The 13,929-nt window shown below is 63.7% G+C and carries 10 protein-coding genes; 9 read left to right on the plus strand and 1 reads right to left on the minus strand.

Annotation, left to right across the window (positions count from 1 at the left end; genetic code table 11):
- Positions 1 to 45: 45 nt before the first annotated feature.
- On the minus strand, positions 46 to 768 hold the full coding sequence (locus tag C0Z18_RS05745; RefSeq protein ID WP_102644423.1) for an autoinducer binding domain-containing protein: 723 nt from the start codon (positions 766 to 768) through the stop codon (positions 46 to 48).
- Positions 769 to 856: 88 nt separating this feature from the next.
- Here C0Z18_RS05745 and C0Z18_RS05750 point away from each other — a divergent pair, with 88 nt between their 5' ends.
- The 9 genes from C0Z18_RS05750 (at position 857) to C0Z18_RS05790 (ending at position 13,854) form a co-directional block, all read left to right on the plus strand.
- Positions 857 to 1,300, plus strand: a complete 444-nt coding sequence (locus tag C0Z18_RS05750) for a DUF4902 domain-containing protein (protein ID WP_102644424.1) — start codon at positions 857 to 859, stop codon at positions 1,298 to 1,300.
- A gap of 250 nt (positions 1,301 to 1,550) precedes the next feature.
- Positions 1,551 to 2,186 carry an acyl-homoserine-lactone synthase gene (locus tag C0Z18_RS05755; protein WP_102644425.1) on the plus strand — a complete coding sequence of 212 codons (636 nt, stop codon included), beginning with the start codon at positions 1,551 to 1,553 and terminating at the stop codon, positions 2,184 to 2,186.
- A gap of 292 nt (positions 2,187 to 2,478) precedes the next feature.
- Positions 2,479 to 3,396 carry a hypothetical protein gene (locus C0Z18_RS05760; RefSeq protein ID WP_146013938.1) on the plus strand — a complete coding sequence of 306 codons (918 nt, stop codon included), beginning with the start codon at positions 2,479 to 2,481 and terminating at the stop codon, positions 3,394 to 3,396.
- A gap of 646 nt (positions 3,397 to 4,042) precedes the next feature.
- Entirely contained in the window at positions 4,043 to 5,452 is a 1,410-nt protein-coding gene (locus C0Z18_RS05765; protein ID WP_146013939.1) for a hypothetical protein, read from the plus strand.
- A 378-nt stretch (positions 5,453 to 5,830) separates the two neighbouring features.
- Positions 5,831 to 6,562: a hypothetical protein gene (locus tag C0Z18_RS05770; RefSeq protein WP_102644428.1), complete on the plus strand. Its 732-nt coding sequence runs from the start codon at positions 5,831 to 5,833 to the stop codon at positions 6,560 to 6,562.
- Between the two features lie 10 nt (positions 6,563 to 6,572).
- On the plus strand, positions 6,573 to 7,490 hold the full coding sequence (locus C0Z18_RS05775) for a fatty acid desaturase family protein (protein ID WP_102644429.1): 918 nt from the start codon (positions 6,573 to 6,575) through the stop codon (positions 7,488 to 7,490).
- Positions 7,487 to 8,233 carry a metal-dependent hydrolase gene (locus tag C0Z18_RS05780; RefSeq protein ID WP_102644430.1) on the plus strand — a complete coding sequence of 249 codons (747 nt, stop codon included), beginning with the start codon at positions 7,487 to 7,489 and terminating at the stop codon, positions 8,231 to 8,233. The genes C0Z18_RS05775 and C0Z18_RS05780 overlap by 4 nt, the downstream gene beginning before the upstream one ends.
- A gap of 120 nt (positions 8,234 to 8,353) precedes the next feature.
- Complete coding sequence (locus tag C0Z18_RS05785; protein ID WP_146013940.1) at positions 8,354 to 9,412, plus strand: hypothetical protein; 1,059 nt, start codon at positions 8,354 to 8,356, stop codon at positions 9,410 to 9,412.
- Positions 9,413 to 9,531: 119 nt separating this feature from the next.
- Positions 9,532 to 13,854, plus strand: a complete 4,323-nt coding sequence (locus tag C0Z18_RS05790; protein WP_102644432.1) for a type III effector protein — start codon at positions 9,532 to 9,534, stop codon at positions 13,852 to 13,854.
- Positions 13,855 to 13,929 lie beyond the last annotated feature (75 nt).

Consider the following 13,929-nt stretch of genomic DNA (forward strand, 5'->3'; position numbering starts at 1 on the left):
CATCGGCCGCCCGCATCGCCTCGCCCCACCGGTTCGCGCTCTACGTCAAACCGAAGCGATCAGCCCCATTGCGATCGCCTTCACGACCGCCTGCACCTTGTTGGTCGCGTTCAGCTTCAACAGGACGTTGTTGACGTGGAAGTTGACGGTTCTCTCGGAGATGCTGAGGATTTGGCCGATCTCGCACGCGGTCTTTCCCTCGCCGGTCCAGCACAGCACCTCGCACTCCCGCGGCGTGAGCACGACGCCGGCCTCGGGCGCGAGCCGCGGCACGAGAAACTCGCTCATCAGCGAATGCGATAGGTTCGCCAGCCAACTCGCTTGCAGCGTCAGATCGTCGATTTCCGCGGTGGTGAGCGAGTCGGAGTGGCGCGCCATCGTCAGCAAACCATAGACACCGTGGGCGGCCCAACTCGAATGGGCGACACCCACACGCAGCCCGAAATCGCGCGCATCGTTCCATAGCCGCGGCGCGTTCGCCGACGCTTCCGGCCAGACGATGAGCCGCGAGCTGGTCATCCCCTCGCGCACCGTCGGGTCCACGTCGATGAAGTGGTTGTCTTGGTAGTGCTTCATCCACCCCGACGGATAGGTGTCGAAGATGGCGACGGCAGGATTGGACACCGGCAGAGGCACGCGAATCCCGTAACAGCAGTACTCGAAACCGAGCCGCTTCGCCAACCCCGCGATCCGGTCGAACAGTTGCCGCTCGTCGGTCGCCGAGCGCAACTGTTCGTAACTATCTTGCCACCGCAACGGCGATTCCATGAATACCCCAATTGATAAGTAACACGGGACACAAGGCTGTCATAGTTGCCAGGTCCCACGACTGCGACAGGCTGCTACAGTCCGGCGCATGAGACATCCTTCTGCCACGCAGCGCATCCACCGCGTCGACGGCTATGTCCGCCTCCAAGAGTGCGCGCTTGCCGGACTTCATTTCGACCACGTCGACTCCGGGCTCGACGACAGCCTGCTCGCCGAATTGCGCGCCGAGGGCGTCGATGCGAGCACCGCGGGATACACCGAGTGGCAACGCGCGCGCGGTCCCGGCGCGACGTACGTCACGCTCGGCTGGGACTGGTACGTCGACCGCGGCTCGGGCGCCCTGCTCGTTGCCTGGAGCGATATTCGCAGCAACGTCATGTGCGTCGATCCACGCGGAGTCGACCTCGGCATGAGACAAACGGCCCAAGCATTGTTGCGGCGCGTCGCCGGCCTGAACTGGCCGAACGCGGTCGCGCAAGCGGCGCTCGCCCCGTTGGGCGAACCGGTCACGTGCAACCCGACTCTCCAATAACGCCGAGTGGGGGCGCCAAATCGGTACGCCCGCGCTCGATTCATCCGTAAATTTATCCACAGGTCTCATTTATAAGCAAATCGTCGCCCCATTTCAATCTCATTATTAGATTCGACTGACTTGCCCTGAAGCGGACTGCCGCTTTGGCAGGGAAAAGTACGTCCATTCTAGTCCTGTCAACGTTGACAGTTACCGACCCTCGGAGCGCGCGCTGTAATGCGCTCATCAAAAATCAAAAGCGAGGGATTTCATGCGGACTTCTGTTCACGGCGACGGGCGGTTGCCCGAAGATCTCGATGCTGCACTAGCGCATTATCGGCACCGGATTTTCGTCGAGTTGTTGGGATGGCGTCTGCCGAGTGCCGATGACCGCTTCGAACGAGACCAATACGATCGCGACGACACCGTGTATGTCGTCGCCCATGACGAATCGGGGGCCATTTGCGGTTGTGCACGATTGTTGCCTACTACCCGTCCTTATTTGTTGCAAGAGCTTTTTCCGTCCTTATTGGCCGACGGTATTGCGCCGCCGAGCACGGCCGACGTCTGGGAATTGTCGCGTTTTGCCGCGAGTACGTCCGACGGGGCGTTCGGGGACGAAGCGGGGGCGTGGGCGGTGCGCCCGATGCTCGCATCGGTGGTCGAGTGCGCCGTCAAGCTCGGTGCACGGCAGTTGATCGGGGTGACGTTCCTCAGTATGGAGCGCCTGTTCCGGCGCATCGGCGTGCATGCTCACCGTGCCGGTCCCGCCCAGCGCATCGACGGCCGCATGGTCGTGGCATGTTGGATCGATCTGGATGCTCAAACGTTGACGGCACTCGGGCTGGATTTAGCACTCCTTGCGCACACCGAGGACTGCGACCTGGCTTTGCAAGCCTGCGTTTGACGGCTTCACGGTGTGCCGCTCCCCGCGTGGAGCGGCGCCCGCAATCCTTACCGGACCGCGTCCGGCCGCGTCGCGTCTCGAGAGCGCTGCGCGGCAAGTCTCGGCGCTCGCTCGCCGCCATCATCTGCCTGCCCGGGCCGGCCGGGTGCTCGCGCCTGCGGCGGGCATCCCACCGCCACCACGCGCCTGCTCACTCCGCCCCCCTTGCTTCGCGCGTTGCCCCTCGATGCGAGCGGCCACGCGTCAAGGCCGCCGCTGCCGTCGGCCCACGCTATATAGAAGGAGAAACACCGTGTATATCAGTCATGACGTGCCGACACCCGTTTCCCGTGACGACTTTGCGGCACGGGCGAGAATCGACGTGCAATTTGCCGACGATCCAGTGGCGATGCCGCTTATCAAGCTAGACCGTCAAGGCCTGACCGTGACCGTTGGCGAAGCCGATCGACCGGCGCTTGGCTTGCCGCGGCGCGCACGGATCGTCGCCGGTCATGAGACGCTTTGCGAGCTACGGCTCGTGGCCCGCCGAAGCGCTCCATTGCGAGGCGGCGCGGTCGCGCTCACACTGCAACCGTCGCGCGCCGACGATCACGCGCTGCTCTGGCGAGCGCTACGCGCCTATCAAATTCACCTCGGCGGCGTTGCATCGGGAGACGAGCCGGTTCAATGGACCAGCCCGGCCCCGGCCGAACCCGACTACAGTGCGCCACGAGCCGTTCGGCTGCCGCTCGGCGCGAACGCGGCTAAGAAAGGTAAGCGCTCGCAAAGCGAGCGCAGCGACGGCACCGGTTCGCATTGGGCGAACGCAGCCGGCCTGCGCAGCCTCGTTTCGTGCGACGCCGCTTTTTCGTTGGCGGGCCCCGAAGACGCCTGGTTCTTTTCTCATTGGCTCGACTATCACTTCGCGGAAATCCGAGCGTGGGCAAAGATGAGCGATGCGACAGTCGATCTACGCGAGATTTTCATTCGCGTGGCCGATCACGAGGTGGAAGTACGTTTCGTCTTTCAATCGCCCGAGCGCGCTGTCCGGGCCGCAACGGAAACGGTCTGCGGCCGCATCGAGGCCGAGGCGGCGCGCCAATTGGGAATGACGGTCGAGCACTGGTTGTCGGGCGCCGCGACTACCTTGGCATCCACAACTGCATGGTCGGGACGCGGCGCCGTCGTCGGCTCGTGCGCAGGCGGCTATTCGTTCTCGTCGAAGTATTGATCCTTCCATTTCGCAACCATGAAATTGATATTGAAATTGATTCCAGAAAAACAGAGAAAACAAAATCGTTCGCTGATGTAAAAGCAAGTTCGCTGGAATCGCCCTCTCGCGCGAGTTACTCGTGATCTCATGCTGGCCAGCCTGAGCGCTAAAAATCGAAGCGCAAAAACCTCAGCCACGCCTTTAGATGAGAGAGCAAGGAACAATGGATTTCAATTCATGCGGGCTTGAACTTTTTCACCAGCACTACGGAGACGGGTCGGCCTCCGAATCGCACGAAGCGCATCATGCTCAGGCGAACGACGCGCCCAGCAGCCATCAATTGGACAACGGCCCACTGCACACGCTTGCTCGCAGCAACAGCCTCCCGGCCCGGCTCGGCCCTTCCCCCACTGTGACATCGCCCTCTCCAAGGCCGCGCCTGAACATCGGCGGTGGCCCCGGTTCGGCGCCGCCGGACGCGTCCGATATTGCCGATCGCCATTCCGGCGTCGAAAGGCCGGCCGTCGAACGGGCGGGTATACCGGCCGCGCACGAGCATCGTGTCGATATCGACGACGAGCGCGGGTCGGTCTCGCCGAGCGCTGCGAACGGAAACCGGCCCTGGGCATCTTCCGCGCTTCGCACCGCAAAGGCGTTGGTGAAAATGAGCGACGCCGGTACGTTGTTGAGTCGCGCCGACGACCGCGAATTCATCGCCGGACTGCGTGCGCCGTCGAACGGCGCAGCCGGCGACGGCCCGAAACTCGATCGCTTGACGGCTCACGTCGGCGAGCTCAAAGCGCGTATCGGCGAAGCGGGCTTGGAGGACGCCCTTGCGGCGCGCTTCACCAAGCGCTTGGACGAGGTGGGCGTCACGCTGAACGCACTGCGAACAGACCGGCCGCTACACGAGCGAGCAGCGAAAATCGCCGGCCTGCATATGCTGCTCGCGCCGCTGCCGCTCGCCATCCCGCTGATGACGAAGCCCCGGCAACAGAAGACGGAGGCGGAAATTGCAGCGCTCATGGCCAAAGCGATGGTCGAAGCGATCGGCATGATCCGTACGCCGACCACGGACGACAACCTCCTGAAAGACCGGGCCATGGCGCGCTACTACGCGAACATGGTGCAGGCTATCGAGTTCGCCCTGCCGACCTTCGTCAGCAGCCTGCGTTTTTTGAACAGCAACGCGGCATTCAACATAGCCGCGGGCGCGGTTTCGACCGGCGCGCTGTTCGGCGGCTTCCTTTCGGAGGAGATCCGCCAAAAGTTCAACGTTTGGCGCTCGGGATCGGCGAACCCGCACTTGCATCGGGCGGGGCGCTCGCTGTCGGCCGAAACGAAAGCGGCGTTGGAAGCCGTGAGAGCCGCTGCCGAGTCGGACGGGCAGTCGCTGAACGACGCAAAAGCCGCATTTTTGGCGAACGGATCGCACGAACTCAGTCCTCACGTCGGCAAACAAGTCGCGATCGCGGTCAACGCATATCAGCGGCTTGCGGACGAATTGGCCGATTGCATCGGCTTGCCGCCCGCGGCATCCCCGGCGGAAAACCGCGATCGTTCCGCCAAACTCGCCCTCGCGTTGTTCTCCACGGCGGTCTGCGTAGCGACGACGGTACTCATGCTGCCCGACAAGATCGGAACGGTCGATCTCGCATCGGATGCCGCTTTCACCTCGGCGTTGATGTTCAGCCTCATGGCGGACAAAAACGTCAGCCGCAAAGATGCGCTCGAGGAATTCAAAACGTTTGTCGGATTAAGCCTGGTCATGCTGGCCGTACTCGCGGTCAATAAAGCGGCGAACGACTTCATCGAAGACGGCGTCAGCGGACTGATGGTGGGATCGATCGCGATGACCGCGCTGAATCTAACGGTGCCGGGTCCGGTCGGCCACGCAGCCGCGCAAGCGATCGAGACGCTCATGTCCTTGAAACCGGCCGACTTGATGGCGGGACTCAGAAACATCGGCGATCGCGTATTCCAAATGTTCTGCGGCCAGACGCCGACGCAAAATCCAAGCAGCGTGCGCATCGAGGAATTGCCGGCCGACATCGACGGCGGGCTACCGGCATGACCAAGAAGCGATAACCACGAGCGTATTCGTTCCGCATGCCGGATAACACAAATCCGGCAATACGCCTTGCCCGGCGCCGACCCGCGCAAGAATCATTCCTCTTTTCTTTCAAACGGACAGAAGCCAGTTATCGGACCGCCATTAAGGATTTCCTGAAATTGCCGTCAGGAAATGATTAAACAATGACGCCCCGCCAACACGTCAATCATACCAAACATCCATACATTTCATGCACTTACGCATATAATCATTCAATATAAAACCGTCGCTTCCCGTTACCCCACCGATACCGTCATATCGACGACATACGAATAAGAAAAAATCCCGGCCATTCGCACTTGAATCGACTGCGCACTCTTTCGCGCAGCATGCTAGCCAATGGATCACAGCCTTCATTTCCTCGCTCCGCCCGCCGCCCGCCCGGTCGAGACAGAACCGGCGAGGGCGCGATTGCTCGGCCGTCGCGACCTGCCCGCCCTGATGGAGTTGGAACGCGAGAAATGGACCGACGTGCAGGCGGCATCCGAGGACCAGCTTCGCGAGAGGATCGACGCGCATCCTGAACTAGCGATAGGCGCGTTTTGCACGCGAACCGGCCGTCTGCTCGCTTCGTTGTTCATGCGCCCCATCGCCGATGATTTTTACCGGCACGTTCAAACCTGGGACGATTGCGTGAGCGCACCGTTGCCGGATCAGAGTTCGACGCTGTTCGGCATTAGCCTGTCGAGTCGCAATTGCGAGGGTGTCACAGCGCTGCTGAACTATTTCTGGCCCATCGCGCTCAAGCGCGGCTGGCGCCACATCTATCTCGGCTCTCCCGTGCCCGGCCTACGCGACTGGCGCGAGACTCATCCGGAGCGGCCCATCGACGACTACGTTCACGCAACGCGTCGCGGTATGCCGCTCGACCCGCAGTTGCGCTACTACCGCTCGCGCGGTTTCACCAAGATCGTCTGCGCCAAGCCGCGGTACTTTCCGCACGAGCGCTCGCTCGACTACGGCGCGATTTTGCGCGGCACGGTTCCGCTGTCGACGCTCGCGCCGCTGTGGGCCGCGTTGCCCGAGTCTTGCGTGCGACGCGTCACACGCGCGCTTTCGTCATTGCTGTGAAGCGCGCCGCATGACCGCACACGTTCGACCGTCACGCTACCGGTGGTACGCGGACCTCCCAAGCGCGTTGTTCGTCTTGGCCGTGGCAACGAATACGATCGTCATTTGCCGAACCTCCAGCACCGAACTGCTGGCCGCACTCATACCCCTGCAGGCGCTACTGATGGTGGGATGCCAGGAGGCCAAGCACCTGAGCGTGCATGGGACGTTTTTCCGCAGCCGCCGTTTGAACGACGCGGTGGGGATCGTCTGCGCGGCCTTGTTCGGCGTGAACTTCGTCGCGTACCGTTACTTTCACTTCGCGCACCACCGTGCAACTTGCACGGAGGCCGATCCCGAAGGGCGGCTTTATTCGCTCAGTTGGCCCACGCGGTGGATCTGGCTGCTCGCCCCTATCGAGCTACCTTGGGTGGCTTGGCATATCGGTCGAACCGCTTGGCCGATGGTGCCTGCCGGCAAGCGCTCGCAACGCCACGTTGCGCTGCTTTGGATGGTGGTTTTCGGCCTGCTCGTCGTCGCGGGTTCGCTCCTCGCACCGACGGCAATCGCCTGCGCTTACCTCATCCCGCTCGCGTTGTTTTCGTGGTTCGACTTCATTCTGACGCAAGCGGAGCATTACGGTGCGGCAGTCACGCCCGCTTCGTACGCGCGCGATCCGCAAACGGTGAGCCATGACATCGTGCTGCCCTTGGGGCTCGGATGGCCGACGCTGCATCGCTCGCTTCATGCGGTCCATCACGGCAATCCGGCGCTTCGATGGTTCGAGGCGCCCCGCGTGTTGAAACGAGATCGGGCGGCCGAGCCTGTCTCATACGGCGCGTTCGCGCGCCGATGGTTCACGAGCGGACCGCGGCTTTGGCTGACCGAGCAAGGCGAACGCGCAAGCGCAACGATGTCCGATTCATTTCGCTCCACTCGCCGTTCATGACAAGCAACCTTCGCCTTTCCACATCGGCTCCGAGCCCGCACCCATGGAACGGAACAGGCGTGCGTAGCCGCTTCTTCGATGCGCTCTCGCTGCTGCTGCCGGGCGGCGAACAATTCCTGATCGAGACGCTCGAATCGTGGCGAGCGTCGGCGCAGTTGGGCCCGGGCGATGAGCTCGGCGGTGAAATCGACCGGTTCATTCGGGAAGAGCAAGCGCATCGGCGCGCGCATGCCAACTACAATGCCGCGCTCGTCGATGCCGTTCCGCACATGCAGCCCCTCGTCGAACGCGCCAACGCCATTACCGCGGACCTCGCCGGGTTTTCCGCACCGATGAAACTGGCGCTCGTCGTGGCATTCGAGCATCTGACGGCGGTACTGGCCGAAGAAATCGAGGCTCATCCGTTCTTGCTCGTCCGGAACGACTCGCGCGCCGCACGGCTTTGGCGCTGGCACGCGCGAGAAGAACTCGGGCACCGTCATGTCGCCGTTTGCGTAGCGAACCGCGCCGGCATCGGACGCGGTGCGCTCACACTCGCCCTCCTGCTCGCGACGCTCTATCTTGCAACCGATCTGCTGCGTTATACGTTCGCCCTTTGTCGTTGCGACGTTCGCGCGGGAGCAAGCCGCGCAACGTTGATTGCCGATAGCGTCCGTTTCGCGGGCGGCGCGATCCCTTCCCTTCTTCGCATGGCTCGGCACTGGTTCGGCCTGCTTCTCTCGCCCACGCGGTGCGCGCGCTGACACGCGCAGTCGGCACCGGGTGCGGCGGCACCCGCTTCGCACATTATTTTCTGACGGCCTATGACTCGGTACTCCCTTTGCTTGGCAGATCCCGCGGACGACGCGCAGTTGCGTGCACGAATGGCACACGATTGGATCGAAGGCGACGCCGCGATTACCTTGCGGCGCGAGCCATCGTACTTCGACGCCTCGCGCCTGCTCGGCCCCGCGGTGCAGGTCATCGTGGCCCGGGAAGCCTCGACCGATCGCATCGTCGCAACGGGATGCCGCTCCGTCGCGACTTCGTATATCGATCGCGAGCCGCGGCGCACGGCCTTTCTCTCCGATCTGCGCATCGATCCTGCCCATCGCAACGGCTTCTTGCTCGCACGCATCTATCGATTTCTTAGAACGCTCCACGACGCTGATCCGTTGCCGAGTTACACGCTCGTCTACGATGACAACGAGCGGGCGCTCACCACGCTAGTGGGAGGCCGCGCAGGCCTGCCGCACTATTTGCCGCGCGGACGCATGATCGCGCGGGCCGTCAGGCTCACGCGCAAGCGCAGGATGCCGCGCTTGGCGGGGATCGACATCGGACGCGCGACGCGCGACGCACTGCCCGATATCGTGGAATTCCTCAATGCGCAACGCGCTTCCCACCGTTGGGCGCCCGCGCTCGATATCGCCGATTTCGAGCACGGGCGGCGATGCGATACGCTTCGCGCGGAAGACTTCTTCGTCGCGCGTCGAGACGGACGGATCTGCGCCACGATGGCCGCATGGGACCAAGGTGCGCTGCGTCAGGCTCACGTCGAACGCTATGCGCGTGCCATGCAATGGCTTAGGACTCCTTATAACCTGATGGCGACGGTACGCGGATGGCCGAAGCTACCCGAGCACGGCAAGCCGCTTCCCTATGTTTATCTTGCCTTCATCGCGGTGCAAGACGACGATGCGGCGCTTTGCGCCGCGCTCTTGTCACGCGTCTATAACTCACTGTGCGGCGAACGCTATCTTTACGCGCTCGCCGCGTTGCACGACGACGATCCGCTACTACCGGTGTTCGACGACTATCCCGGTACGACCTCCGCGGTCCGGCTATTCGAAGTGGATTTCTCGAGCGAGCCTGAGGGCGATCCCACGCGAGCATCGACGTTTTCCGCCGGGCGTGCCTGTGTCGAATTCGCCCTGACTTGAGCGGTTCCGGCGCGAGACCCCGCTTCGCTCCGGGAGAAAGGGTTTCGCCGGCGCGGAAAAAAGTGCAACGGGGGCTGACCTAGCATGCGCGATACGTCCTCTCCCGCTGCGTGGTCCCCATGAAATCCGCCTCGAACCGCATCCAATCCACGGCCACCGCTTCCTCGTCGCCCCCACCGGCGGTTGCCGGCGCACCCGCGCCGCAAGGGGCCGCCCCCGAGCCCGCCGCACAGCCGTCCGGCTCGGCTAAGTCGGCGCGCGGCACGGTGCGCGGGCGCCTCGCTCAGTTGCTCGACATCAAGAAGGTGCAGCACGATCCAGCGGTAAGCGTCCCGCAATGGGACGAAGCGTCCACGCTCGAGATTTGCGAGCGTTGGACTCAAGGGCAGCGTTCGCAGCCTTCGATCGCCGGGCTCGCGCGGCTGGCGGCGCTGAACTTCGAACGCGCAAGGCCGGACTCGATTCCGGCCGAACTCAAGAACCAGCGTTTGCTGCCCGAAGGCGCGGGCAACGAGGCCTACTATCGCGAGATGATTGCGACGTTCTTGAAGACGGTCGGGCTCGACGATGCCGATGCGGCGATCGATAGCTTCAAAAAAGCGGGGACAGGTAGCTTGCATCGTCAATACGCGACCGCCTCGTCGTTGGCGGGCGGTGCATTCGGCGTCGCGCAATTGGCCGCTTCCGCCAATCTACCGGCGAAAACGGCCCTTTCAGCCGTGCAGTTGCTCATGACGGCGCTGACCACCGAACTCGGTTTCGAATCGGCCAATCTCCGGTTTCGCAACTCGGGGACCGAGGAGATCATGCCGGCCGGCAAAGCCGATGCGTCGCCGAGCGCGAAGGCCGGACCCCACGTGATGCAGGCCGCCGGGCGCGTTGCCTGGGACCTGCACAAGGTGGGACACGCGGTACGCAAGATGGAGCGCGCGCAAGCCGACTTCGACGATGCGCGAGCACGCCTTTCGAATCCGGCAGCCACCGCGCAGCAGCGCAAACAGGCCGAGAAGGATCTGCATGCCGCCGGACAGGCGCTCTCTATCGCGCACGCGCGTTATTGCATGCGCGCGCAATTGAAGGCCGACTACAAGAGCGCCTCCGAAAGCGCGAAGATCGAGTACCACGGCAACAAGCGCGCACTGGGCGTGGGCGTGGCATCGAGCGCGGCCAGCATCACGGCGACGGTGCTCGGCGTACTGACGCCCGTGGTCGTATCGGCGGCGGTCACGGCCGGTGCGACGGCTGCGGCTGTGGCACTGGCCGCGACACTCTACGTGGGCTATCAGTTGAGTGCCGGCCCGAGCAAAGACGGCGAGGACAAGGCCAAGCGCGCCATCGTCGCGCTGGCCAAGTCTATCGATTGGCTGGCGGGCAATGCCGCGCAGCAGCAGAAAGACCGCGCTGACGCTTATCGAACCTACATTTCCGAAAAGCGCACGTTCGCCAAGCCTCAAGTACGCAAGCAAGCGAAAGCCAAGTTGCTTGCAACGCTCGATGAAATCGCGCGGCGCGACACCGTCAAGGACGATCTCGATCCGGTCAAGAACTGGAAAGACTACGCGGCGTTTCGAGGACAGGTGGCGGCGTCCGGTGCGGACGAAGCAGCGGTGCAAGCGCTCGAAGAAGCGTTCACGCAAGCCCATGCGAGTCAGTTCAAAACCTCCACGGTCTCCGGCGCGTGGAAGACCCCGGAACGCATGCGCTTCGACAGCATGGGGCGCGTACTGGCCGGCAAGGTCACCGCGTCGCTCGTTTCATTGCACGAATTCAACGAGCGCGGCGCGCCCACCCACGCCCGCGATCCGCGCCTTGCGAGCGCCACGCGAGCGCAACTGCAGGGCCGGCGCGCCGAGGTGAAGGCGAGCCTGCGCGATTGGCTTCATTTCGAACTGGCGCAATCGCGCATGAAGGCGGCGCTGGCGGAGAAGGATCCGGCGCAGGCCCGAGCCACGTTGCAGATGGCCGCGAAAGCGATGGCGGCGATCGAGAACCCCGACGCTCGCGATCTATTCAGCCCCGATGCTCGCAAACAGGTCGAAGCAACCGAGCGCGCCAAGGCGAGCACGATCGGCGAACGCGAGCGCTATACGATGACGAACGCCGGCCCCGCGGCGCTGGCCGGCGCCGTCAACGCGTTCGGTGCAGCGGCGGGTTTCGGGTTGACCGTCGAGAAGGACATCGCGGTCGGTCACGGCATTCATCCCCAGGCCAAGTTCGGCGATCAAAACGACGCACGCGTCCTCGTCCAAGGCAGTGCGCCCGTGACGGCGCCTTATTCCGCCGCCGAGCGTGCCCGTTTTCAGAAGACGGGCATGAGCAAGCTCGTGGACACGATCAAGCGCGATACGGAGCCGGTCGTATTGAAGGTCGATCTCGCAGCCGCGAATGCGATGCTCATCGATCTGAACGACCGGCACAACGACGCGGCGCTCGACAAGCTGCTCGCCGCCATTGAAGCGACGAACGACGTGCCCGATGAGATCCAGTTTTCAATCGGCGGCGCCAAACTATCCTCCGCCAAGCTCAGCGGCACGACGGGATACTACGACTGGCGCTATCGGCAGGCGCCGCTCGCGGCGAAAGCAAAATTCGTGGCCCAGAAAGTAAAGATGTTCGCCGACAGCGTCCGCGTGTCGGTCGCGAGCCCGGTGGCGCAAGCAATTGCGCAAATCCCGCTGACGGCGACACGCCGCGCGGTAGATCGCGGCAATGAAATGAACGCCGGGGTGCGTGAACGCCTAACCGAGTTCGCCGCGCGCAAAGAGAACGACGAGAGTCAGGCCGCGCAAGACGTTCCGGTTGCAAGCGAGCCTCCGCAGGAGCAGGCCGTGAGCGCGGAGCGCGATTCGATGGTCCATGGCGATGCGCCCGTCACCGGCGATGCCGCAGCGCGAGCGGACACCCCGCTGCCGAGCGAAACACCCGCGGATGGTGATGCGCCTTCAGGAAGCGAGGCATCGACGAGACGCGATGTCCCGGCGGCGGCGGCGGAGCCTAACGCTCCTGCGTTCGATCCGCGCGCGGCGGCGCTCGCATTGCGCGACATTCCCGAGTTGGGGCACAGTGCGCGCGCCACCCACGGCGACACCCCGGCGGCGCGTCCCGAAGCCGCATTCCGCCCGCGACCCGCGCACACCTCGTCAGCCGATCCAGCGGACGAACGTCGAGCGATTCCCGCGCTCACCGAGCAACGCGACATGATGATGGGCACCGGCCGTGCCGAGACGCTGCAGTGGTTCGAGCAGCACGGCATCCGTGCAGCGTATAACAGCGGGCACGGGATGGACTGCCTGATCATTTCGCTTTTGCAGCACGCAACAGGCCGATATGGCCCGGAATCGGAGCCCGAACTGGTCGGACTGGCCGCGCGCTACCGCGCACAACTGACCCTTAGCCACCCCGAGATCGAGCAGGGCGATCGCATGCTGTACGACGACGAGCCCGCGCTCGAGGCCTTGATTCGGTCGATCAATCGCGACTATCAGGCCGACATGAACGTGCAGTTGATCACGCCGAGCACCGATGGACCCGTGCGCTTTCAGACCTCCGCCTTGGGTTCGCATCCGGTCGGCGTCGTCATGTTCGGCAATCACTTTCAGGCGGTACATCGGCCGGCGGACGAGGCACCGGAAGCCGGCGCGGGCGCAGGCGAAGCCGAGGCCGAGCACGACCGGCCGTGGCCGTCGCCCTCGCGCGAAGCAAGGGATGCAGGCGGCGACACATCGCCTCGCACATCGCTCGGGCCTCGCGCGCTCAGCCGGGACGACGAGTCACGCATGTCCGGCCTCGCTGCGCAGCGGGCACGCACGCGCGCCGGAGCCAGCCAGCGGACGAGCGAAACGCCGGACGAAGCCGCATTCGTACGTACGCCGAAACGTGATGCAAAGTCGGCACGAAGGAGCGTCAAAAGCTGGCTCTCGGCGAGTCCGCATCCCGATGCCATGGAGCAGCACGAAGACGACGGTTTCGTTAGCACCCCTAAGCGCGACTCGAAGTCCGCGCGAAAGAACGTCAAAGCGTGGCTTTCGGCGAGTCCCCTTCCCGATCCCGTCGAGCAGCACGAAGGCAACGATTTTATTCGCACGCCAAAACGCAACAAAAAGGCTGCACGAGAGAAAGTCGACGCCTGGCTGTCGGCGCTTCCCGAACCGGGTTCGATGGATAGGCCGGAAGAAGACGGTTTCGTTCCCACCCCCAAGCGCGACTCGACGGCCGTAAGAAACGACGTCAACGCTTGGCTCCAGACGAATCGCGGTTTGGCGCCCGCCTATCCGATCAATGCCGGCAGCGCCGCTCGCACACCCGGGCGCGGCGGGCAAGCCGCGAGCCCCGAAGGCGGAGCGTGGTGGGAGGCCGTCCCCGATCCGAATTCCGACGAGGCGATCGCGCAACGCATCAAGGCTACATTCGATTCGGCTCTTGATCCAAAAGAGGAAGAATGAGGCATAAGCCGGGCGTCGAAACGAGGCGCTAGGCAGCGGCAAGCCGCGGCGCAAATGGGCATTCGCAACGAAATC

The sequence above is a fragment of the Trinickia dabaoshanensis genome (assembly GCF_002879885.1).
GTDB classification, from domain to species: domain Bacteria; phylum Pseudomonadota; class Gammaproteobacteria; order Burkholderiales; family Burkholderiaceae; genus Trinickia; species Trinickia dabaoshanensis.

What these genes read in the sequence shown, in the direction of transcription:
- C0Z18_RS05745 (WP_102644423.1), bottom strand. Translation starts at nt 768, where the DNA reads ATGGAATCGCCGTTGCGGTGGCAAGATAGTTACGAACAGTTGCGCTCG.
- C0Z18_RS05750 (WP_102644424.1), top strand. Translation starts at nt 857, where the DNA reads ATGAGACATCCTTCTGCCACGCAGCGCATCCACCGCGTCGACGGCTAT.
- C0Z18_RS05755 (WP_102644425.1), top strand. Translation starts at nt 1,551, where the DNA reads ATGCGGACTTCTGTTCACGGCGACGGGCGGTTGCCCGAAGATCTCGAT.
- C0Z18_RS05765 (WP_146013939.1), top strand. Translation starts at nt 4,043, where the DNA reads ATGAGCGACGCCGGTACGTTGTTGAGTCGCGCCGACGACCGCGAATTC.
- C0Z18_RS05770 (WP_102644428.1), top strand. Translation starts at nt 5,831, where the DNA reads ATGGATCACAGCCTTCATTTCCTCGCTCCGCCCGCCGCCCGCCCGGTC.
- C0Z18_RS05775 (WP_102644429.1), top strand. Translation starts at nt 6,573, where the DNA reads ATGACCGCACACGTTCGACCGTCACGCTACCGGTGGTACGCGGACCTC.
- C0Z18_RS05780 (WP_102644430.1), top strand. Translation starts at nt 7,487, where the DNA reads ATGACAAGCAACCTTCGCCTTTCCACATCGGCTCCGAGCCCGCACCCA.
- C0Z18_RS05785 (WP_146013940.1), top strand. Translation starts at nt 8,354, where the DNA reads ATGGCACACGATTGGATCGAAGGCGACGCCGCGATTACCTTGCGGCGC.
- C0Z18_RS05790 (WP_102644432.1), top strand. Translation starts at nt 9,532, where the DNA reads ATGAAATCCGCCTCGAACCGCATCCAATCCACGGCCACCGCTTCCTCG.